This window comes from Enterobacter sp. UPMP701 (assembly GCF_053709515.1).
Map to the genome: position 1 here is coordinate 702,184 of NZ_JBSKJN010000001.1, position 19,943 is coordinate 722,126.

Annotated in this window: 22 protein-coding genes and 1 pseudogene; 15 read left to right on the forward strand and 8 right to left on the reverse strand. The window is 55.4% G+C overall.

Annotated features, from left to right (window positions below; all coding sequences use genetic code 11):
* The first annotated feature begins 60 nt into the window (after window positions 1-60).
* Window positions 61-639, forward strand: a complete 579-nt coding sequence (locus ACWKXT_RS03475) for a TetR/AcrR family transcriptional regulator (protein ID WP_454531660.1) — start codon at window positions 61-63, stop codon at window positions 637-639.
* Window positions 640-858: 219 nt separating this feature from the next.
* Here ACWKXT_RS03475 and ACWKXT_RS03480 read toward each other — a convergent pair whose 3' ends face one another.
* Window positions 859-1,647 (reverse strand): hypothetical protein, encoded by a 789-nt coding sequence (locus ACWKXT_RS03480; protein WP_454526900.1) that lies wholly within the window; start codon window positions 1,645-1,647, stop codon window positions 859-861.
* A gap of 1 nt (window position 1,648) precedes the next feature.
* Window positions 1,649-1,846 (reverse strand): hypothetical protein, encoded by a 198-nt coding sequence (locus ACWKXT_RS03485; RefSeq protein WP_008502331.1) that lies wholly within the window; start codon window positions 1,844-1,846, stop codon window positions 1,649-1,651.
* A gap of 257 nt (window positions 1,847-2,103) precedes the next feature.
* On the opposite strand from ACWKXT_RS03485, the gene ACWKXT_RS03490 reads away from it, so the two are divergent.
* The 8 genes and pseudogenes from ACWKXT_RS03490 to ACWKXT_RS03525 all read left to right on the forward strand — a co-directional run bounded on the left by ACWKXT_RS03490 (window position 2,104) and on the right by ACWKXT_RS03525 (window position 7,762).
* Entirely contained in the window at window positions 2,104-2,538 is a 435-nt protein-coding gene (locus ACWKXT_RS03490; protein ID WP_454531661.1) for a nuclear transport factor 2 family protein, read from the forward strand.
* The gene (locus ACWKXT_RS03495) at window positions 2,535-3,254 is read left to right on the forward strand and encodes an SDR family NAD(P)-dependent oxidoreductase (protein ID WP_454531662.1); all 720 of its coding nucleotides are present in this window, start codon (window positions 2,535-2,537) and stop codon (window positions 3,252-3,254) included. The genes ACWKXT_RS03490 and ACWKXT_RS03495 overlap by 4 nt, the downstream gene beginning before the upstream one ends.
* On the forward strand, window positions 3,251-4,510 hold the full coding sequence (locus tag ACWKXT_RS03500) for an NAD(P)/FAD-dependent oxidoreductase (protein ID WP_454531663.1): 1,260 nt from the start codon (window positions 3,251-3,253) through the stop codon (window positions 4,508-4,510). The genes ACWKXT_RS03495 and ACWKXT_RS03500 overlap by 4 nt, the downstream gene beginning before the upstream one ends.
* A 1-nt stretch (window position 4,511) precedes the next feature.
* Window positions 4,512-5,234, forward strand: coding sequence for a DUF1365 domain-containing protein (locus ACWKXT_RS03505; RefSeq protein ID WP_454531664.1), 723 nt, complete (start codon window positions 4,512-4,514; stop codon window positions 5,232-5,234).
* Window positions 5,231-6,451, forward strand: a complete 1,221-nt coding sequence (locus tag ACWKXT_RS03510; protein ID WP_454531665.1) for a class I SAM-dependent methyltransferase — start codon at window positions 5,231-5,233, stop codon at window positions 6,449-6,451. The genes ACWKXT_RS03505 and ACWKXT_RS03510 overlap by 4 nt, the downstream gene beginning before the upstream one ends.
* A complete protein-coding gene (locus ACWKXT_RS03515) occupies window positions 6,448-6,933 on the forward strand; it encodes a DUF2878 domain-containing protein (protein ID WP_454531666.1) in 486 nt (161 codons plus the stop codon). The genes ACWKXT_RS03510 and ACWKXT_RS03515 overlap by 4 nt, the downstream gene beginning before the upstream one ends.
* Before the next feature lie 65 nt (window positions 6,934-6,998).
* Window positions 6,999-7,238, forward strand: a pseudogene (locus ACWKXT_RS03520) (hypothetical protein); the annotation flags it as partial.
* Window positions 7,235-7,762 (forward strand): DUF3833 domain-containing protein, encoded by a 528-nt coding sequence (locus tag ACWKXT_RS03525; protein WP_454531667.1) that lies wholly within the window; start codon window positions 7,235-7,237, stop codon window positions 7,760-7,762. The pseudogene ACWKXT_RS03520 and the gene ACWKXT_RS03525, both read left to right, overlap by 4 nt.
* Before the next feature lie 2 nt (window positions 7,763-7,764).
* Here ACWKXT_RS03525 and ACWKXT_RS03530 read toward each other — a convergent pair whose 3' ends face one another.
* On the reverse strand, window positions 7,765-8,223 hold the full coding sequence (locus ACWKXT_RS03530; protein WP_454531668.1) for a DMT family transporter: 459 nt from the start codon (window positions 8,221-8,223) through the stop codon (window positions 7,765-7,767).
* A gap of 4 nt (window positions 8,224-8,227) precedes the next feature.
* A complete protein-coding gene (locus tag ACWKXT_RS03535; RefSeq protein ID WP_454526891.1) occupies window positions 8,228-8,662 on the reverse strand; it encodes a DMT family transporter in 435 nt (144 codons plus the stop codon).
* Between the two features lie 99 nt (window positions 8,663-8,761).
* On the opposite strand from ACWKXT_RS03535, the gene ACWKXT_RS03540 reads away from it, so the two are divergent.
* A complete protein-coding gene (locus tag ACWKXT_RS03540) occupies window positions 8,762-9,700 on the forward strand; it encodes a LysR substrate-binding domain-containing protein (RefSeq protein WP_454531669.1) in 939 nt (312 codons plus the stop codon).
* Here the strand turns inward: ACWKXT_RS03540 and ACWKXT_RS03545 are convergent.
* Window positions 9,697-10,725, reverse strand: coding sequence for a methionine synthase (locus ACWKXT_RS03545; protein ID WP_454526889.1), 1,029 nt, complete (start codon window positions 10,723-10,725; stop codon window positions 9,697-9,699). The two genes, ACWKXT_RS03540 and ACWKXT_RS03545, sit on opposite strands and share 4 nt — an antisense overlap.
* A gap of 24 nt (window positions 10,726-10,749) precedes the next feature.
* A complete protein-coding gene (locus ACWKXT_RS03550; RefSeq protein WP_454531670.1) occupies window positions 10,750-11,724 on the reverse strand; it encodes a DUF1852 domain-containing protein in 975 nt (324 codons plus the stop codon).
* Window positions 11,725-12,168: 444 nt separating this feature from the next.
* Between ACWKXT_RS03550 and ACWKXT_RS03555 the strand changes: the two genes are divergently transcribed.
* From ACWKXT_RS03555 to ACWKXT_RS03570, 4 genes are all read left to right on the forward strand, one after another.
* Entirely contained in the window at window positions 12,169-12,732 is a 564-nt protein-coding gene (locus tag ACWKXT_RS03555; protein ID WP_454531902.1) for a type IV secretion protein Rhs, read from the forward strand.
* A 14-nt stretch (window positions 12,733-12,746) separates the two neighbouring features.
* Window positions 12,747-13,085 (forward strand): lipoprotein, encoded by a 339-nt coding sequence (locus ACWKXT_RS03560; protein WP_454531671.1) that lies wholly within the window; start codon window positions 12,747-12,749, stop codon window positions 13,083-13,085.
* Between the two features lies 1 nt (window position 13,086).
* The gene (locus tag ACWKXT_RS03565; protein WP_454531672.1) at window positions 13,087-13,578 is read left to right on the forward strand and encodes an Hcp family type VI secretion system effector; all 492 of its coding nucleotides are present in this window, start codon (window positions 13,087-13,089) and stop codon (window positions 13,576-13,578) included.
* Between the two features lie 154 nt (window positions 13,579-13,732).
* The gene (locus ACWKXT_RS03570; protein WP_454531673.1) at window positions 13,733-14,272 is read left to right on the forward strand and encodes a DUF2058 domain-containing protein; all 540 of its coding nucleotides are present in this window, start codon (window positions 13,733-13,735) and stop codon (window positions 14,270-14,272) included.
* A gap of 7 nt (window positions 14,273-14,279) precedes the next feature.
* Here ACWKXT_RS03570 and ACWKXT_RS03575 read toward each other — a convergent pair whose 3' ends face one another.
* Both ACWKXT_RS03575 and azoR read right to left on the reverse strand, forming a co-directional pair.
* Window positions 14,280-14,966, reverse strand: a complete 687-nt coding sequence (locus ACWKXT_RS03575; protein WP_454531674.1) for an RluA family pseudouridine synthase — start codon at window positions 14,964-14,966, stop codon at window positions 14,280-14,282.
* Window positions 14,967-15,056: 90 nt separating this feature from the next.
* Complete coding sequence (azoR, locus tag ACWKXT_RS03580) at window positions 15,057-15,662, reverse strand: FMN-dependent NADH-azoreductase (protein ID WP_008502313.1); 606 nt, start codon at window positions 15,660-15,662, stop codon at window positions 15,057-15,059.
* 205 nt (window positions 15,663-15,867) lie between these two features.
* Between azoR and hrpA the strand changes: the two genes are divergently transcribed.
* Window positions 15,868-19,770 (forward strand): ATP-dependent RNA helicase HrpA, encoded by a 3,903-nt coding sequence (gene hrpA, locus ACWKXT_RS03585; protein WP_454531675.1) that lies wholly within the window; start codon window positions 15,868-15,870, stop codon window positions 19,768-19,770.
* Window positions 19,771-19,943 lie beyond the last annotated feature (173 nt).

Sequence of the window (19,943 nt, forward strand, 5' to 3'; positions counted from 1 at the left end):
CTTACGGTAATCTATGCCTGTAAAATAACGCTGTCAATATCCATTTTAGGCTGCCAAAAAATGAAAGCAGAATCCGCAAGTCACGATAAAAAAATCAGCGTCAGGAATAAAATATTACTGACGGCGCACGATCTGTTTTATTCAATGGGATTCAGAGCCACCGGCGTCGACACGCTGATAAAACAATCAAAAGTGACGAAGGTAACGTTCTATCGCCATTTTCCGGCGAAGAGCGCGCTTATTCTTGCCTATCTCCATTACCGCCATGAATTATGGATTAACTGGTTTGAGACTGCGCTGCGTGACCACCTCAGCGCAGGTGAGAAGCCGTCTGATGCGCTGTCTGCAACGCTTCATGACTGGTTTATTTCGCCCGATTTCCATGGCTGCGCGTTTATAAATGCCAGCGCCGAGGCAAAATCAGAAGAGATTGAAAGCGAAATAAAAGCGATATGCCGCGACCATAAATCTGAAACCCGGAAAATCATTGCGTTGCTGACAGGAATAACTGATGAGCGGGTAGTCAATCAAATCATGTTGCTTATTGACGGTGCCATTATTCATGCGCAAATGGGAATGGATACGGATGATGTCATTAACCCGTTGAACAGGGCATTTTCAGGATTAATGAGGGGGTAATGCTTCTTACCCAAACCCTCAGCGTGTGCTTTCGCTGAAGGTATTATCCAACAATACTGCATAGCGCTAGTTCATCCTTAGATGCACAATAATGCTAAGCGTGAACAACCTTTACTCCGGAAATGAGCAAATGAGCTATAACCCTACTTTTCCCGTACCCATGTGTGGTTACCCAACTCTGTGAATACTCGTTCTATCAAAAGCAGGGCATACTCAGCATTATGACGATGTCTCTTTAGAAAGAGGGCTCTCATCCCGCTGGGCCAGCGCCAGCGCGCTGGCGCTGGCGGGGTCGAACAACGAGATGCTCTCAATCTGATTGAGCAAAATCACCTTTCGGAAAGACATTGCGCTGCGGGGTTCCGAGTCAAGCGTAATGTCATGCTCCGCATACCACTTGCTGTAATTATTCTCGATGCGCAGATTCATCGTTTTCTCGTCTCTGTATCCGCTTAACATCGGGATCAGCACGATATTGGCCGTTTTTTCATACTCCAGCGTCGCGGTGTGGATCATGCCGACGTAAATCCGCCGCGACCTGAGCGTCACCTGCGCCAGCTCGCCTTGCTCCATACACTGGTAAAGCAGCTGTTCAATACCGCTCGACTGGGCCAGACGTTTATAGAGTTTTTTCCGGCTTTCACCATCCAGCCGGGCGCTGCCTGCCCAGTTGGAGCGGTAGAGGCAAAACAGAATAGCGAACCCGAGCATCACGACCACTGGCGCCTGAATCCCTAAAAAACTCCAGTTCATGAAGTCGATTTGCCAGTCGGCATATTGCTGCGACGTGAAGTGAAACGTGTTGTCCGCAGCGGAAAGGGCGAGCAGAAGTAGCCAGAGCAGTCCGGTGGCAATCACGCCCTGAAGAACGAAAATAGAGCCGTACAGCGCAACGAGAAAATAGACGTCCCAGCCGAAAGAACGCTTGATTTTAAAGCGGGTCGACAGGTCGCGGCTGGTATACCAGTACCCGCACACCATCAGCACCATAAAGATCGCCGTTCCCATATCACGCCCTCTTCAGTGCATTGACGTGACGCAGAAAATCCTGCCTTACCTCGTTGCTTTTGTAGTTCACCGACGCGTTCCCGTCCTGGTCGATAATGATGCGGTCCCCATCTTCAACAGCTTCAATGATCTCCTGCTGGCTCATCACCTGGAGCAGGGATTCGGGGCTTGAGAAAAGGGAGAGAAAGAAGCGTTTCATATCAGGCATCCTTATGAATAAAAAGGATAAGCCTGGAAGAAGACCGGCGAGTTTGCCTTAAGGATATCCTGAAAGTTAAAGCCGGGGGGCGGTTGCGCCTAACCCGGCCTGCCAATCCCACGATTTTGTCTTTATTTAACTTATTGATATATATTTAAAATAAAAAATAAACCACCACAAACTTGGACAAATAACATTAATTGTGTAAGTTTTAATTATGCGATTACGCCACGTTGTTTACAGCCAGGATGTGACCCATGAGCACTTTGCCCTCTGTCGTGCGTCGGTTTATTGAGTACTACACCGCACTGGATAGCCAGCCGCCTTCGGCGCTGGTCGGGCTTTACCATTCGAATGCCGCGCTTATCGATCCGTTTGGCGAACACAACGGTATTTTTGCGCTCCAGCGCTATTTCACCCATCTGCTGGCGAATGTCGAGCACTGCCGTTTTACCATCGATCCGCCGCTGTGCAGCGGAAACCGCTTCGTCGTTACCTGGGTGATGCACTGGTCGCACCCGCGCATTGCCGGGGGCGAGCCGCTCGAACTGCCGGGATGTTCGGTGGTGGAGACTGAAAACAACCTCATTACGCGCCAGCGGGACTACTACGATGCGGGAGAAATGATCTACGAACACCTTCCGCTGCTCGGCTGGGCGGTACGCGGCGTGAAGCGGAGGGTCAAATCATGAAGACGGTGCTGATTACCGGCGCGAGCTCAGGCATTGGTGCCGGGCTGGCGAAGTCCTTCGCCGCTGATGGCTACAACGTTATCGCCTGCGGGCGCGATCCGGCGCGGCTTGAAGCGCTGCATCAGGCCTGCCCCAATCTCACCGTTCGCCTGTTCGATATGACAGACAGGGACGCCTGTCGCCAGGCGCTGACCGGCATTTACGCCGATGTGGTTATTCTCTGCGCCGGCACCTGCGAATACCTGGACGGTGGTGTCGTGGATGCGGCGCTGGTGGAGCGGGTCATGAACACCAACTTTATCGGCCCGGTGAACTGCCTGGCCGCGCTGCAACAGCAGCTGGTTGCCGGCAACCGCGTGGTGCTGGTGAGCTCGATGGCCCACTGGCTTCCCTTCCCGCGGGCAGAGGCTTACGGTGCGTCCAAAGCGGCGCTGAGCTGGTTTGCTGAGAGCCTGCGCCTGGACTGGGAGCCAAAAGGCATTGCCGTGACGGTGGTCTCTCCGGGCTTTGTTGATACGCCGCTGACGCGCAAAAACGATTTTGCCATGCCTGGCAGGGTGAGCATCGACGAGGCGGTCAGGGCGATCCGTACCGGGCTGGCGAAGGGCAAAATGCATATCGCGTTTCCGGCCGGATTTAGCCTTATTTTGCGGCTGCTCTCCGGGTTACCCGCGTTTCTTCAGCGCGTGCTGCTGCGCAGGATGGTGCGTTCATGAACATTGCGATTATCGGCAGCGGCATCGCCGGGCTGACCTGCGCCTGGCGGCTGGCCGGGCATCATCAGGTCACTCTGTTTGAAGCGGGTGCCACGCCCGGCGGCCATACCGCGACGGTTGACGTATCGACACCTCAGGGGACATACGCGATCGATACCGGCTTTATCGTCTACAACAATCGCACCTATCCGCGCTTTATGGGCCTGCTCAGCGAGCTTGGCATCAGCGGGCAAAAAACGCAGATGAGCTTTTCAGTGCACAACCCGGCGACGGGGCTGGAGTACAACGGCCACACCCTGACGTCGCTGTTTGCCCAGCGCCGAAACGTGGTGAATCCGGCATTCTGGCGGTTACTCAGGGAGATTGTCCGTTTCAATCGCCTGGCGAAAGCGGCGCTGGACGGGGAGGTGAACCCGAACGCCACGCTACAGACGTTTCTGGACCAGCACGGCTTCACGCCTTTTTTTGCGCGTCACTACATTCTGCCGATGGGGGCCGCCATCTGGTCCTCGTCGCTGCAGGAGATGAAGCGTTTCCCGCTGCCGCTCTTTTTGCGCTTTTTCCACCACCACGGCCTGCTGGATATCACCCATCGCCCGCAGTGGTACGTGGTGCCGGGCGGCTCGCGGGAGTATATCCGCGCCATGCTGGAAAAACTGGGTGACCGCCTGACGCTTCACCTGAACGCGCCGGTACAGCGGGTGAGCCGCCACGCACGCGGGGTTACGCTTCAGCTCGAAAACGGCAGCCATACCTTCGATCAGGTGATATTTGCCTGCCACTCCGCCAGTGCCCTGGCGATGCTTGATGACCCGACGCCCGCAGAGCGCGAGGTGCTGGGTGATATTGGCTGGCAGCGCAACGAGGTTGTTCTGCACAGCGATCCGCGCTGGTTGCCGGTGCGTGAGCGTGCGTGGGCGAGCTGGAACTATCGCCTGAGCGAACAGGAGCAGGCCAGCGCCTGCGTCACTTACAACATGAACATTCTGCAGGATCTGCCTGCGGGAAGCCCGCTGTTCTGCGTCACTCTGAACCCGGACACGGCAGTGGATGAACGTTTCGTCCTGCAACGCTTTGTCTATGAGCATCCGTTGTTTAACCCGCAAAGCTGGCGGGCTCAGGCGCGGCGCGGCGAGATCAACGGGCATAACCGGAGCTGGTTCTGCGGCGCTTACTGGTACAACGGTTTTCATGAAGACGGGGTACGCAGCGCGCTGGACGTGGTCAAGGGGATAGCGGCCGGGGAGGGGAACTGAGATGAACAGCTGCCTCTATCACGGCGCATTGCGCCACCGTCGCCTCCAGCCGAAAACCCACGAATTCAGCTACAGCGTTTTTATGGCCTGGCTGGATCTCGATGAACTGCCGCTGCTGCCGTCCGTCGGCGTGGGGCGCAATCGCTTTGCCGCCGCCGCGTTCCACGACGCGGACTATCCGCTTGGCGCGCCGCTTAAAGAGAACGTGCTGAGCAGACTGGAGAGCCTGACCGGGGAGCGCCCGCACGGTCGCGTGATGCTGTTGACGCAGCTGCGCTATTTCGGATTCCATTTTAACCCGGTCAATTTTTACTACTGCTATGACCAGGACAATACGCTTCGCTGGGTGCTCGCCGAGGTGCGCAACACGCCGTGGAACGAGCGTCATTATTACGCGGTCAACGGGCAAAATGCCCAGCCCACGGAAAAAGCGTTTCACGTTTCCCCCTTCAACCCGATGGACATGATCTACCACTGGCGCTTTAACAACCCGGACAACACGCTGCATATGCACATTGAAAATCATCAGGAAGCAAAAGTGTTTGACGCCACGCTGGCCTTGCGCCGGGAGCCTCTGACCCGTCCGGCGCTGCGCTCGCTGCTGCTGCGCATCCCGCTGATGACCCTGAAAACCGTTTTTGCCATTTACTGGCAGGCGCTGCGCCTGTGGCTCAAGCGCGTGCCGCTGTATAACCATCCCGTCAGCAGGAGTGAACGCTCATGACCGATCCCGTCTTTGTGCTCGAACCCGATATCCCGCGCAACGTCCGCGTGGCGCGCTGGCTGCTGTTCCGTTTGTTAAGCGGCATTCGCGGCGGCTCGCTCACGCTGCGTGAAGGTGCGCAGACCTTTCATTTTGGCGAGACATCCGCCGCGCGGCATGCCGAGGTGCAGATCCTCACCCCCGGCGTCTACTGGCGTATCTTAACGGGCGGTAGCCTCGCGGCTGCAGAAGCCTGGATGGATGGCGAATGGGAAACCGCGCACCTCACGTCGCTTCTGGAGCTGCTGGCGCTCAACGGCGAGGTGCTCGGTCGTCTGGAAAACGGGTTCCGTCTGCTCGGCAGGCCGCTGGAGCGGATACGCCACTGGACGCGACGTAACTCCCGCATGCAGGCGCGCGAAAATATTGCCGCCCATTACGATCTGGGCAATACCTTCTATGCCCATTTTCTCGATAAAGAGTTGCTTTATTCCAGCGCGCTTTTTACCGCGGACGAGCAGGATCTTACCGCGGCGCAGCAGGCCAAAATGGCGCGCCTGTGTGAGCAGCTGGCGCTGAGCGCGGGCGACCACCTGCTGGAAATTGGCACCGGCTGGGGCGCGATGGCGGAATACGCGGCCCGCCACTATGGCTGTCGGGTCACCACCACCACGCTGTCGCAGGAACAATACATCTGGGCGACCGAGCGCATCGCCCGCGCCGGGCTGCAGGACCGGGTCGAGGTGCTGCTGTGCGATTATCGCGACCTCACCGGGCAGTACGACAAGCTGGTGTCGATAGAGATGATTGAAGCCGTCGGGCAACGCTATCTGCCCACGTTCTTCCGTACCTGCCAGGCGCGGCTGCGTCCGGGAGGACGAATGGCGATTCAGGCCATCACCATTCAGGACCAGCGCTACCGCGACTACAGCAAAAGCGTCGATTTTATCCAGCGCTACATTTTTCCGGGCGGCTTCCTGCCGAGTATTACCGCGATGAACGACCTGATGACGCGCCACACCGATTTCGTGGTGCGCAATCTCTTCGACATGGGGCCGGACTACGCCCGCACGCTGGCCCACTGGCGGCAGCGCTTTGTCCATGCCTGGCAGGAGATTGAAACGCTCGGCTTTGATGAACGGTTCCGCCGCATGTGGCTTTACTACTTCGGCTACTGCGAAGCCGGGTTTAACGCCCGCACCATTAGCGTGGTACAGCTCACCGCCGAGCGCGTATGAGACGCTACCTTCAGGTCTTCCTGCTGGCCGTCGCCTTCGATCTCTATTGGGCGCTGGTGGTGATGTTTCGCGAACAAGGCCTGATTATCTGGCTCGGGCTGGCGATCCTGGCGTGCCTGTTCTTGCCGTCAGCTTACCGTTTTTATGCGATTGGGCTCGCCGCGGCTGGCAGCCTGCTGGATGCGCTCTGGGCGCTGACGGGGCTGATTGCCTTCACGGGCGAGTCTCTGATGCCGCTATGGATGGTGGCACTGTGGCTGATGTTCGCCACGGTCTGGACGCAGCTGACGCGCACCACCACGTTACCCGGCTGGCTGCTGACGCTGCTGGCCGCCATGGGGGGACCGGTGGCGTATCTGATTGGCGAGCGGCTGGGTGCCATCATGTTTCTGGAGCCGACCTTTATCGTCGTCAGCTGGATGGCGCCGGGCTGGCTGGTACTGATGCTGTTTTTCCACCTGCTGATGGGGAGACAAAAATGAGGGCCATCGTTCTGTTGATTTGCCTGACGGTTGCAGTATCCGCCGTCCGGGCCGCCGACTGGCTGGCCTGGCTGCGCATGCTCCAGTCCCTGTGGCCGGATGTCCGGCCGGGTTCGCAGCTGGCGTTTGTCCTCAATGATAAGCAGGGGCAATTCTGGTATCGCGCGACGGCGACGCAACGCACCTTTATTCCACTCGGACCACGCCAGTCAGAAGCGTTCAGCAGCCGTTTTCTGGCGATCTGGCTCGATCCCCGCACGCAATACCCTGAGCTGCGTCAGCAGTTAATCGGAGGTCAAAAATGAAACGTTTCCTGATAATGGTGCTGGCATTGACGATGCTGCTGGCTGGCTGCAGCACCGAGGTGACCGATTATCGTGAACAGCAGCCGCGGTTGGATATCTTCCACTACTTCCAGGGTAAAACCGAAGCGTGGGGGATGGTGCAGGATCGCAGCGGCAGGCAGATCCGCCGTTTCCACGTTGAGATTGCCGGGGATGTTATCGGCGATACCCTGACGCTCAATGAGCACTTTGTTTATGACGACGGCGAAAAACAGCAGCGGGTCTGGCATATTCGCCGCGTGGGGAACGACCGCTACGAGGGAACGGCGGGGGATATTGAAGGGATCGCCACAGGGCAGGCCGCAGGCAACGCCTTTAACTGGCATTACAGTATGAACGTGACGGCCAACGGCAAAACGTGGCTGCTGAACTTTGACGACTGGATGTACCTGCAGGATGAGACGCATCTGTTCAATAAAACCGAGATGAAGAAATTTGGCGTCACCGTCGCCACGGTGACGCTGTTCTTTACCCGTAAGACGTAAGTTTAGTCGCGGGCATTACCGGTTTTGCTGCTGGAGTAAATAAAGTACAGGGCAATACCCAGGCAAACCACCGCGCCCAGACGGCTCGGTGAAAACGGAATCGCGGGATTATTCAACCAGCCAAAGTTATCAATCAGCATGCTCATGGTGAGCTGGCCGAAGATCACCGCGACCGTAGCGACAGCTGTGCCGATACGCTGAACGGCGAGCACCATAATTACGATATAGGGCACGCCAAACATCGCGCCGAGGAGCTGCCATTTCGGCACGTCCAGCAGCGTGACCGCCTGCCTGGGCTCGAAGAAGAAAATGAGCAGGGCGGTCACCAGCGCGCCGACGGAAAACGTCAGGAATGCGCTTTTGAAGACGCCTACACTGCTGCCGAGCTGTCCGTTAATCGCAGCCTGAATGCTCAGCATCGCGCCGCCGCAGACGGCCAGAATTATCATCATCAGTGTCATACGTTTACCCCTGTGCGACCAGTACCAGTGCGGCAATAATAAAAATCAGCGCCACGATGCGTTTTGCGTTTATCTTCCTGTGCGGCGTGCCCAGCAGGCCAAAGTGGTCAATGATCAGGCTTTTAAAAACCTGGCCCGCCAGAATGCCGATCATCGTCAGGGCGATGCCGATGGCCGGCGTGGCGATAGTCAAAATGACCACGTATACTGGGCCAAGCACCCCGCCGAGCAGCTGCCAGCCTGGCTGTGCGAAAAACGACGGACTGCTGCGCGGGCTGAAAAACAGCATCAGAAGAAACGTCAGTGCGGCGCCCACGCCGAAGATGCTGAATGTGGCCCATAAATCCCCGACTTCGCCACCCAGCGGTCCCAGCAGGCCCGCCTCGATGGACAGTCCCATCCCGCCAGCAATCACCAGTAAAATTAAAATAAGTTGCATTGCTCATACTCTCTCGTTGCTCAGGCGACGAAGAATACGGCGTATCAGCAGTGAGAAAAATGCCATAATGCAGGAAACACCATTGCAGGAAATGCACTAATGATTGATGCCGGAAATATCAGCATTCGCGCGTTGCTGATCTTTATCGCGGTTTATGAATCGCAGAATTTCTCCGTGGTTGCGCGCAGGGAAGGGATCTCCGCTTCACAAGTTTCACGTGTCATCCACCAGCTTGAGGACGCGCTCGGCCAGCAGCTTTTTTATCGCAACACGCGGGCCGTGATACCGACGGAAAGCGGGCATCTTTTCATTCGCTACGCCCGGACGATGGCGGGAAGTCTTGACGAGGCGCGCCGGGAGCTGGATGAGAGGTCTATTGAGCCAACGGGCCTGATTCGCATTAACTGCCCGGTATTTTTTGGACAGCGGCACGTTGCTCCCGGCCTGGCGGGGCTGTCAGCGCGCTACCCCCGGCTTACCCTGGAGTTGACGCTCACCGATGATTTTATCGATCCGCATCGGGATGCCGCCGACGTGCTGTTCCGCATCGGCACGCTGACGGACTCCTCGTTTCACGCACGGGTGCTCGGTCAGCAGTTTTACCATCTGGCGGCGTCGCCGTCCTACCTGCGGCAGCACGGCGCGCCTGATGGGCCGGAAGATCTGACGCAGCACAGTTGCCTGGTGTATCGGGGATCGTCCGGGCCTAACCGCTGGCTCATTCGCCGCCATGATGCGGCATGGGTTCACTATCCCGTTGCGCCGCTGATGACGTCCAACAACGCCGAAACGCTGCTGATTGCCGCGCTGGGCGGGATGGGGATCGTACTGTTCCCCGACTGGCTGGTGAGTGAAAGGCTAAAAAGTGGCGAGCTGGTGTCGCTCCTGCCGGAGTATGAATGCGGGATCAACACGGAGCCGCAGACCATTGCGGCAATTTACCCGAACGCGCGTCATCCGCCCCTTAACGTCAGGGCGGTGATTGATTATTACGTGGAACTGTTCGGCACCCCGCCGTACTGGCAGCGTGAGCGTTAGCGGGTAAGCTCCTTGCGGATAATCTCAGCGCCCGCGCTGAGCGCCTTCAGCTTGCCGTTGGCAACCTGGCGGGAGAGCGGGGCCATACCGCAGTTGGTGGACGGATAAAGCTTGTCGGCATCGACAAACTGCAGCGCTTTACGCAGCGTATTAGCCACTTCCTCCGGCGTTTCAACGGCGTTGGTCGCCACGTCGATCGCCCCGACCATGACCTTTTTACCGCGAATCAGCTCCAGCAGATCCATCGGTACGCGTGAGTTATGGCACTCAAGGGAGATGATGTCGATGTTAGAAGTCTGCAGCTTAGGGAAGGCCTCTTCATACTGTCGCCATTCTGAGCCGAGCGTCTTTTTCCAGTCGGTATTGGCTTTGATGCCGTAGCCGTAGCAGATGTGTACGGCGGTTTCGCACTTAAGCCCTTCGATTGCGCGCTCCAGTGCGGCGATGCCCCAGTCGTTGACCTCGTCGAAGAAGACGTTAAACGCCGGCTCGTCGAACTGGATGATATCGACCCCGGCGGCTTCCAGTTCGCGCGCTTCCTGATTCAGGATTTTGGCGAATTCCCAGGCCAGCTTTTCGCGGCTTTTGTAGTGATCGTCATAGAGGGTATCGATCATGGTCATCGGCCCCGGGAGGGCCCATTTGATCGGCTTGTCCGTGAGCTGACGCAGGTACTTCGCATCGTCCACAAATACCGGTTTCTGACGCGCGACGGCATCAACGACCGTCGGCACGCTCGCGTCATAGCGGTTGCGGATGCGTACGGTCTGGCGGTTTTCGAAATCGACGCCGCTCAGGTGTTCAATAAACGTGGTGACAAAGTGCTGACGGGTCTGCTCGCCGTCGCTGACGATATCAATGCCCGCGCGAATCTGTTCATCCAGAGACAGGCGCAGGGCATCCTGTTTACCCGCCAGTAATTCATCATCCTGGAGTTTCCACGGAGACCACAGCGTTTCAGGTTGCGCAAGCCAGGTTGGCTTAGGCAGGCTGCCAGCCGTAGAGGTCGGGAGCAATGTTTTCATAATAAAAGACCTTTTTTTGATGAATTAAAGCGTGTAGTTATCAGACCACTGCTCAAGAATATGTTGGTAAGGCTTAATGAAATACGCTTCGGTAAATCGGCCCTGTTCAATCGCCAGCCGGCTTCGCTCCTCGCGGTCATACACAATTTTGGTTAATGAATGATCCTGCTGGTTCAGATCCGGGCGGTAGTACAGACCTGCCGCCGAGTTCGCGTTATAAATTTCCGGACGATAGATTTTCTGGAATGTTTCCATGGTGCTGATGGTGGCGATCAGTTCCAGATCGGTGTAATCATTCAGCAAGTCCCCGGTGTAGAAGAAAGCGAAGGGTGCCACGCTGTTTTCCGGCATGAAATAGCGAACTTTCAGGCCCATTTTGGCGAAGTACAGTTCCGTTAACGACTCGCCGTCCGGCGCGTACTCCATGCCCAGCACCGGATGCTGATTACCGGTGCGGCGGTAGGTGTCTTTGCTGGAGACGCTCAGGCAGATCACCGGACCTTTCCTGAAGTTCTCTTTGTATTCCGGCGAATTCACAAAATGACGGAAGATATTGCCGTGCAGCTCGCCAAACTTTTCCGGAATACCGAAGTGCTGCTGGTTCTTATTGTGTTCCAGCAGCAGAACGCTGAAATCATAATCGCGCACGTAAGAGGAGAAGTTATTCCCGACGATGCCTGCGATACGCTGGTTATTTTTTTTGTCGACAATATACGTTTGTAATATCTCAATAGCCGGAAACGGCTTTTCCGCGCCAATGTTCAAATCGACAGAGATGATTTCAAGCTCAACCGCGTAGCGATCGGCGGTCGGGTTATCCCAGCGCGCCAGGGCGTTAAAGCGGTTGTTGATCATCACCAGCGTATTGCGCAGGTTTTCCTGACGTTTTTCTCCCCGCGCCAGGTTGGCAAAGTTAGTGGTCGTACGCGTATTTTCTGACGGGTTGTAATTCTCATCGAAGCAACTGCGCTTAAGGGTATAGGTGAAGGCTTTGCTCATTGTGGTTATGCATCCTAAGTTCATGTTGCTAAGAAGTTACTAATGCATAATTTATGCCTGAGCCCGTGGCGCAGGGGAAGTGACTTAATTTCAATGCAACATGAGGCATTTTCATGTTTAGATACAAAAAGAAGAGTAGCGCGGGTGGCGACTGTTTAAAAATTTTTACGCATTGCTGTAAAGGCTAATACGGAAATTATGGTGTTTTACACCGTAATTATGCATCTGTAAGAAAGCAATCTATTAACCCCCGCAGTTGCGATTAATTGATGTTGCTTATTTAATTTTATGGAAATATTTTTGGTGTGAATTTTATAGGTATTGTCAGCAATGTTGAGTTATTTGTGGTTTTATTTGTTTTGCGATCTTAAACATGATTTTTTGCTATCTCATAATTATTTAAGCGTTTAGCATTTACCCGATGAGTAAAATTCTGAGGATACCATTGTGTACTATCCAAACTCCATCAGTTGGCCAGTGATTCGCGAAGGGGGGCTTCGGCGCCTTAGGCTTGGAGAAATAAATTTAGCGAGTTCGCTCTTTGGGTATAGTATTTACTATCATAAAGTATGGATTCACCTTGAAAGTTATCTGCCTTTTAATCTACAAAATCCTGGCCAGGCAATGAGTCCTGATGGAGAAATGTGGTTCAGGTCTGAAAAATATGAACATGACTTTTCTATGCCTGTTAGCCAGCCAGTGACTGATGCCCAACATCTTTTTATGCATGAAATGATGCATGTCTGGCAGCATCAACGTGGTATGTGGGTGCGTATGCGTGGTGCTTTCTCCTGGGCTGCTGATTATACGTACAGTCTTGAGAAGACTAACTTACTGGAATACGGACTAGAGCAACAAGCTTCGATTGTCAGTGATTACTGGTTATTAAAAAGCTATGGTTTTTGGGGTAATAGTCATCTCTTTGATTATAGAAACTATGATCCTGCTGAACCAGTAACGATATTGATTAAAAAATATGAACGTATTTTAGAGGGGTTTCCCGGTTGAGATATATATCACTGTTGCTGTCTGCCATTTTTCTGGCGGGGTGTCCGGGTAAAGGAAAAGAAGGCGCTGCGTCCGGGGAAAGACAATCTATCTACGTTTATGATGGTCTGGTATGCTTTACAGTCGATAAAAAAGATATTCTTAGTCGCTATGTACTGGCATCAAACGGCAAAGAGTATTCTGAGTTATTAAAGGGGGACTTTTTAGCATTATCATATCCGAACACATGTTTTAACGTGAACTTAACTAAAGGTACTGTCTATGGGGCACATTATACGTTAAATAAAAAGAATTTTTATTATACTTTTATAATCGATAACCAAGGCAATATACTCGACTTAGGGAGAAAGTAACATGTCATTACCCGCATACCTGTTTCTTTATGATGAAAACGGAATGCAGTTAAAAGGAGAATGTCTCGCGTTAGGTCGAGAGGGCGCGGTTGAAGTCATGAGCAGCAGCTACGGCATTAGCCAGCCAGTCGACCCTCATACCGGTAGAATGGGGGGTACCAGACAACACGAACCTTTTATCATACACAAACAGCTGGATAAACTTTCACCACTGTTTGCAGTGTATGTTTGCGACGGGAGACGTCTGCAAAAAGCGATCATTCGCTACTATGAGACAAACGATGCAGGGATTGAACGTGAAGTTTATCGGATATCCATGGAGAGTGTTGTCATCATGTCAGTGAATGCCAATCACACATATATACCTGGTTCAAATCATCATAACATGATCGAGACCGTGAAGTTACGCTTCAACAGTATTGAATGGCACTACCTGGATGGCATGATTAAGTATGGCGATGCGTGGTCAAAACCAGCATCACAAAAACCGTAGTATCACGATTGTACTGCTAATCTTTATCAATCAGGATCCTGGGTGCGATATATGGCGCCCAGCCAGGATGTGTAACGCTTCATCTGCTAATGTCGCACTCTTTCCGCAATTCCCGCTATAATCCCCAAAATTTCCAACCGGTTTAGAAACAATCATGACAAAACTCACCTTACAAGAGCAGATGCTGAAAGCGGGCCTGGTCAGCAGCAAGAAAGCAGCGAAAGTGCAGCGCACGGCAAAGAAATCACGCGTACAGGCCCGTGAGGCGCGTGAAGCGGTAGAAGAGAATAAGAAGGCGCAGATCGAGCGCGACAAGCTGCTGAGCGAGCAGCAAAAGCAGGCCGTGCTCGCAAAAGAGTTTAAAGCGCAGGTGAAGCAGCTGATTGAGATGAACCGCATCACCGTGGCGAAAGGCAACATCACCTTTAACTTCACCGACGGTAATTTGATCAAAAAAATCGAGGTCGACAAGCCAACCCAGGCTCAGCTGATCAACGGCCGTCTGGCCATTGCGCGCCTGGTGCTGAATGCAAACGGTGACTGCGAATACGCAATTATTCCGGCGGTGGTGGCCGATAAAATTGCCCAGCGCGATGCCGACAGCATCGTGTTAAACAGCGCGCTCAGCCAGGAGGAGCAGGACGAAGACGATCCGTACGCGGACTTCAAAATCCCTGACGATTTGATGTGGTAAAATACATTCAGAACGGGGCGGCGTGACGGGCGTTAACCGGCTCTCCGCTCACGGGATGAATAAAATTCAGAACGCTTGCATGCAGCATCAGCCGGGGCGTTTCTTCAGTCCCCGGCGCTTCAAGACCACCATACAGATCGCAGCCCAGAATAGGGTGCCCCAGCTGCTGGCAGTGGATGCGCAACTGATGTGTTCGCCCGGTTTCTGGCGTGAGATCCACCCGCGTTAAAGGCACCCCCGTCCCCTGATAAAAACGTTCCACCACCCGATAGCGGGAGCGGGCGGGTTTACCGTTAATGGTGCAGATCGACATCAGCGGGAACAGCGCCGGGTCTTTAGCAATGGGCGCATCAATTACACCTTCGTCATTTTCCAGATGCCCGCAAAGCAGGGCGCTGTAAACTTTCTCCACGCTGCGCTGGCTAAACTGCTGGCAGAGCGCCGCGTTGATGGCCTTATTGCGTGCAACTACCATCAGCCCGGACGTGCCGAAATCCAGACGGTGCACCAGCGTGCAGCCGGGGTACGTCTGGACAAGACGATAGTGGACAGAATCGAGGTTTTGCGGGTTTTTGCCCGAGAGGCTCAGCAGGCCGGAAGGCTTATCGATCAGCAGCAGATGTTCATCCTGCCAGAGGATCTGAATGTCGTCGTGACACGGTGGGGCAATAAAAGAATCAATAATCGCAGACATCAGGCCGCCCGGCTGGAGAGTGGGAGCGGATGATAACGAAATGCGGAGGAAAAGAAAAACCCTCCCACCGGACGGTGAGAGGGGGAAATCTTACGCGGCTACCAGGCTGTCGATGGCGGCTTTCGCATCGGTCTGCGCTTTGGTTGCCACTTCAGGACCGTAAGCGATACCTTCCGCGAACACGAAGTTCACGTCAGTGATGCCGATGAAGCCCAGGAACAGGCTCAGGTACGGCGCAACCAGGTCGGTTGGGGTGTCTTTATGAATACCGCCACGGCTGGTCAGTACGATCGCACGTTTACCTTTCACCAGACCTTCCGGGCCGTTCTCGGTGTAACGGAAGGTTACGCCAGCGCGTGCCACCAGGTCGAAGTAGTTCTTCAGCTGGGTAGGAATATTGAAGTTGTACATCGGCGCGTTGATCACGATAACGTCGTGCGCCTGCAGCTCGGCAATCAGCTCGTCGGACAGCGCCAGCGCTTCCTGCTGACGTGGAGAGAGCGGTGCATCGCTTGGGCGCAGCGCGCCAACCAGTTCGCCATCGAGCACAGGAATTGGGTTTGCCGCCAGGTCACGCACGGTGATTTCGTCAGCAGAATGCTGTTCACGCCACTGTTCCACGAAGTAATCAGACAGCTGACCAGACTGAGAGTACCCTGCCAGAATACTGGATTTCAAAACTAATACTTTGCTCATGGGTGATTCCTGTTTTTGCATTTGATTGAAGGGTGTTGCCCCGTTGCTTGTTGACACTTTATTCACAATCCTGCCACAGGGATAGCGCAATATATCGAAGTCTATGTTCGAATTTTTTGAATAAGGCGCTAAAAGCCCTGATGTGGTACTCTATAGCCATCATTAAAAAGAGATTTTATCCGGCAGTGCACTGCCCGTTAACGCTATGACAGAACAACAAAAATTAACCTTCCCGATGCTCCTGCAACAGCTGGATTCACTGATGCTGCGTGATAAACAGCGCTTTACGCGCCGTCTGCACGGGGTGAAAAAGGTTAAAAATCCTGATGCACAACAGGCCATTTACCAGGAGATGGCGAAAGAGATTGAACAGGCGGCAGGGAAGGTTGTGCTGCGCGAAGCCGCACGTCCGTCGATTACCTACCCGGAAAACCTGCCCGTCAGCCAGAAGAAACAGGACATTCTTGAGGCCGTCCGCGATCACCAGGTGGTGATCGTCGCGGGGGAAACCGGTTCGGGGAAAACCACGCAGCTGCCGAAAATCTGTATGGAGCTGGGCCGCGGGGTGAAAGGGCTGATCGGTCACACCCAGCCGCGTCGTCTGGCGGCGCGCACCGTGGCAAACCGTATTGCCGAAGAACTGCAGACGGAGCCGGGCGGCTGCATTGGTTACAAGGTGCGTTTCAGCGACCACGTCAGCGATAACACCATGGTTAAGCTGATGACCGACGGTATTCTGCTGGCGGAAATCCAGCAGGACCGCCTGCTGATGCAATACGACACCATCATCATCGATGAAGCGCACGAGCGCAGCCTGAACATCGACTTCCTGCTCGGCTACCTGAAAGAGCTGCTGCCGCGTCGTCCGGATCTGAAAATCATCATCACCTCCGCAACGATCGATCCTGAACGCTTCTCGAAGCATTTCAACAATGCGCCGATTATCGAGGTGTCAGGACGCACGTATCCGGTGGAAGTGCGCTATCGCCCGATTGTGGAAGAGGCGGATGATACCGAGCGCGACCAGCTGCAGGCCATCTTCGATGCCGTCGATGAGCTGGGAAATGAGAGTTCAGGCGACATTCTGATCTTCCTGAGCGGCGAGCGCGAAATCCGCGATACCGCCGACGCGCTCAGCAAGCGCGACCTGCGCCACACGGAGATCCTGCCGCTTTACGCGCGCCTGTCAAACAGCGAGCAGAACCGCGTGTTCCAGCCACATGGCGGGCGACGTATCGTTCTGGCGACCAACGTGGCGGAAACCTCGCTGACCGTTCCGGGCATCAAATACGTGATAGACCCTGGCACGGCGCGCATCAGCCGCTACAGCTACCGCACCAAAGTTCAGCGCCTGCCGATTGAGCCGGTCTCGCAGGCTTCCGCTAACCAGCGTAAAGGCCGCTGCGGCCGCGTGTCGGAAGGGATCTGTATTCGTCTCTATTCGGAAGACGATTTCCTGTCGCGCCCGGAGTTTACCGATCCGGAAATTCTGCGCACCAACCTGGCGTCCGTTATCCTGCAGATGACTGCGCTGGGGCTGGGCGACATCGCGGCGTTCCCGTTCGTGGAAGCGCCGGACAAGCGCAACATTCAGGACGGCGTGCGCCTGCTGGAAGAGCTGGGAGCCATCACCACAGACGAGCAGGCGACGGCGTACAAGCTGACGCCGCTGGGCCGTCAGCTCAGCCAGCTGCCCGTCGATCCGCGTCTGGCCCGTATGGTACTGGAAGCGCAGAAGCACGGCTGCGTGCGTGAGGCGATGATTATCACTTCAGCGCTTTCGATTCAGGACCCGCGCGAGCGTCCGATGGACAAACAGCAGGCGTCTGACGAAAAGCACCGTCGCTTCCACGACAAAGAGTCCGATTTCCTCGCTTTCGTGAACCTGTGGAACTATCTCGGCGAGCAGCAGAAAGCGCTCTCCTCGAACCAGTTCCGCCGTCAGTGCCGCGTTGATTTCCTCAACTACCTGCGCGTGCGCGAGTGGCAGGATATCTACACCCAGCTGCGTCAGGTGGTGAAAGAGCTGGGCATTCCGGTGAACAGCGAACCGGCGGAGTACCGCGAGATTCATATCGCGCTGCTGACCGGCCTGCTGTCCCATATCGGGATGAAGGATGCGGATAAGCAGGAATATACCGGCGCGCGTAACGCCCGCTTCTCCATCTTCCCGGGTTCCGGCTTGTTCAAGAAGCCGCCTAAGTGGACCATGGTTGCGGAACTGGTGGAAACCAGCCGCCTGTGGGGGCGGATTGCCGCGCGTATCGATCCGGAATGGGTCGAGCCGGTGGCTCAGCACCTGCTGAAACGCTCGTACAGTGAACCGCACTGGGAGCGCGCGCAGGGCGCGGTGATGGCGACCGAGAAAGTAACCGTTTACGGCCTTCCGGTGGTTGCCGCGCGTAAGGTTAACTACAGCCAGATTGACCCGGCGCTCAGCCGCGAGCTGTTTATCCGCCATGCGCTGGTGGAGGGCGACTGGCAGACGCGTCACGCCTTCTTCCGTGAAAACCTGAAGCTGCGCGCCGAAGTGGAGGAGCTTGAGCACAAATCCCGTCGCCGCGATATTCTTGTGGACGATGAGGCGCTGTTTGAGTTTTACGACCAGCGCATCAGCCACGATGTTATCTCTGCCCGCCACTTCGACAGCTGGTGGAAAAAGGCCAGCAAAGAGACGCCGGACCTGCTCAACTTCGAAAAGAGCATGCTGATTAAAGAGGGGGCGGAGTCGGTCAGCAAGCTCGATTACCCGAACTTCTGGCATCAGGGCAACCTCAAGCTGCGTTTGACCTATCAGTTTGAGCCGGGCACGGACGCGGACGGCGTGACCGTCCACATTCCGCTGCCGCTGCTGAACCAGGTGGAGGAGAGCGGGTTCGAGTGGCAAATCCCCGGCTTGCGCCGCGAGCTGGTGATTGCGCTGATCAAATCCCTGCCTAAGCCGGTGCGCCGAAACTTTGTGCCTGCGCCGAACTATGCGGAAGCGTTTTTAGGCCGCGTCACGCCGCTGGAGATGCCGCTGCTCGACGCGCTCGAGCGTGAATTCCGCCGCATGACCGGCACCACCATTGACCGCGAAGACTGGAACTGGGATCAGGTGCCCGATCATCTGAAAATCAGCTTCCGCGTGGTGGATGACAAAAACAGAAAGCTGCAGGAAGGCCGTTCCCTGAGCGAGCTCAAAGAGGCGCTGAAAGGCAAAGTTCAGGAGACGCTGTCTGCGGTGGCGGACGACGGCATCGAGCAGAGCGGGCTGCACATCTGGAGCTTTGGTCAGCTTCCGGAAAGCTACGAACAGAAGCGGGGTAACTATAAGGTCAAAGCGTGGCCTGCGCTGGTGGACGAACGCGACAGCGTGGCGATCAAACTGTTTGTTAACCCGCAGGAACAGCAGCAGATGATGTGGCGCGGGCTGCGACGCCTGCTGCTGCTCAACATCCCGTCGCCGATCAAGTATCTGCACGAGAAGCTGCCGAACAAAGCCAAGCTGGGGCTGTATTTTAACCCGTACGGTAAAGTGCTGGATCTGATCGACGACTGCATCTCCTGCGGCGTGGACAAGCTGATCCACGAGGCGGGCGGCCCGGTCTGGACGGAAGAAGGCTTTGCTCAGCTTCATGAAAAGGTACGCGCTGAGCTGAACGACACCGTGGTGGAGATAGCCAAACAGGTCGAGCAGATCCTCACCGCCGTATTCAATATCAACAAGCGCCTGAAAGGGCGCGTGGATATGACCATGGCGCTGGGGCTGTCTGACGTGAAGGCGCAGATGGCGGGGCTGGTCTACCGCGGTTTTGTCACCGGCAACGGCTTCAAACGCCTGGGCGATACACTGCGTTATCTGCAGGCGATTGAAAAGCGTCTGGAGAAAATGGCTATCGACCCGCACCGCGATCGCGCGCAGATGCTGAAAGTGGAAAGCGTGCAGCAGGCGTGGCAGCAGTGGCTCAACAAGCTGCCGCCCGCGCGCCGCGACGATGAAGACGTTCAGGCGATCCGCTGGATGATTGAAGAGTTGCGCGTCAGCTTCTTTGCGCAGCAGCTCGGTACGCCGTATCCGATTTCGGATAAGCGTATCCTACAGGCTATGGAGCAGATCTCCGGTTAAAACCCGGTTTTCTCCCTCTCCCTGTGGGTTGAGGGATCCCCATAAATTAATGCGAGCAGTGAACAATCCCCTCGCCCCTTTGGGGAGAGGGTTAGGGTGAGGGGCACATACGGCGGTAGTGGTCATTCCGTTCACGTTATGTTCCTTGCTACTCTGTAAGGACGATACCTGTG

What these genes read in the sequence shown, in the direction of transcription:
- ACWKXT_RS03515 (WP_454531666.1), top strand. Translation starts at nt 6,448, where the DNA reads ATGAGACGCTACCTTCAGGTCTTCCTGCTGGCCGTCGCCTTCGATCTC.
- ACWKXT_RS03570 (WP_454531673.1), top strand. Translation starts at nt 13,733, where the DNA reads ATGACAAAACTCACCTTACAAGAGCAGATGCTGAAAGCGGGCCTGGTC.
- ACWKXT_RS03480 (WP_454526900.1), bottom strand. Translation starts at nt 1,647, where the DNA reads ATGGGAACGGCGATCTTTATGGTGCTGATGGTGTGCGGGTACTGGTAT.
- ACWKXT_RS03540 (WP_454531669.1), top strand. Translation starts at nt 8,762, where the DNA reads ATGATTGATGCCGGAAATATCAGCATTCGCGCGTTGCTGATCTTTATC.
- ACWKXT_RS03495 (WP_454531662.1), top strand. Translation starts at nt 2,535, where the DNA reads ATGAAGACGGTGCTGATTACCGGCGCGAGCTCAGGCATTGGTGCCGGG.
- ACWKXT_RS03510 (WP_454531665.1), top strand. Translation starts at nt 5,231, where the DNA reads ATGACCGATCCCGTCTTTGTGCTCGAACCCGATATCCCGCGCAACGTC.
- ACWKXT_RS03530 (WP_454531668.1), bottom strand. Translation starts at nt 8,223, where the DNA reads ATGACACTGATGATGATAATTCTGGCCGTCTGCGGCGGCGCGATGCTG.
- ACWKXT_RS03525 (WP_454531667.1), top strand. Translation starts at nt 7,235, where the DNA reads ATGAAACGTTTCCTGATAATGGTGCTGGCATTGACGATGCTGCTGGCT.
- ACWKXT_RS03485 (WP_008502331.1), bottom strand. Translation starts at nt 1,846, where the DNA reads ATGAAACGCTTCTTTCTCTCCCTTTTCTCAAGCCCCGAATCCCTGCTC.
- hrpA (WP_454531675.1), top strand. Translation starts at nt 15,868, where the DNA reads ATGACAGAACAACAAAAATTAACCTTCCCGATGCTCCTGCAACAGCTG.
- ACWKXT_RS03475 (WP_454531660.1), top strand. Translation starts at nt 61, where the DNA reads ATGAAAGCAGAATCCGCAAGTCACGATAAAAAAATCAGCGTCAGGAAT.
- ACWKXT_RS03575 (WP_454531674.1), bottom strand. Translation starts at nt 14,966, where the DNA reads ATGTCTGCGATTATTGATTCTTTTATTGCCCCACCGTGTCACGACGAC.
- ACWKXT_RS03565 (WP_454531672.1), top strand. Translation starts at nt 13,087, where the DNA reads ATGTCATTACCCGCATACCTGTTTCTTTATGATGAAAACGGAATGCAG.
- azoR (WP_008502313.1), bottom strand. Translation starts at nt 15,662, where the DNA reads ATGAGCAAAGTATTAGTTTTGAAATCCAGTATTCTGGCAGGGTACTCT.
- ACWKXT_RS03500 (WP_454531663.1), top strand. Translation starts at nt 3,251, where the DNA reads ATGAACATTGCGATTATCGGCAGCGGCATCGCCGGGCTGACCTGCGCC.
- ACWKXT_RS03505 (WP_454531664.1), top strand. Translation starts at nt 4,512, where the DNA reads ATGAACAGCTGCCTCTATCACGGCGCATTGCGCCACCGTCGCCTCCAG.
- ACWKXT_RS03550 (WP_454531670.1), bottom strand. Translation starts at nt 11,724, where the DNA reads ATGAGCAAAGCCTTCACCTATACCCTTAAGCGCAGTTGCTTCGATGAG.
- ACWKXT_RS03490 (WP_454531661.1), top strand. Translation starts at nt 2,104, where the DNA reads ATGAGCACTTTGCCCTCTGTCGTGCGTCGGTTTATTGAGTACTACACC.
- ACWKXT_RS03535 (WP_454526891.1), bottom strand. Translation starts at nt 8,662, where the DNA reads ATGCAACTTATTTTAATTTTACTGGTGATTGCTGGCGGGATGGGACTG.
- ACWKXT_RS03545 (WP_454526889.1), bottom strand. Translation starts at nt 10,725, where the DNA reads ATGAAAACATTGCTCCCGACCTCTACGGCTGGCAGCCTGCCTAAGCCA.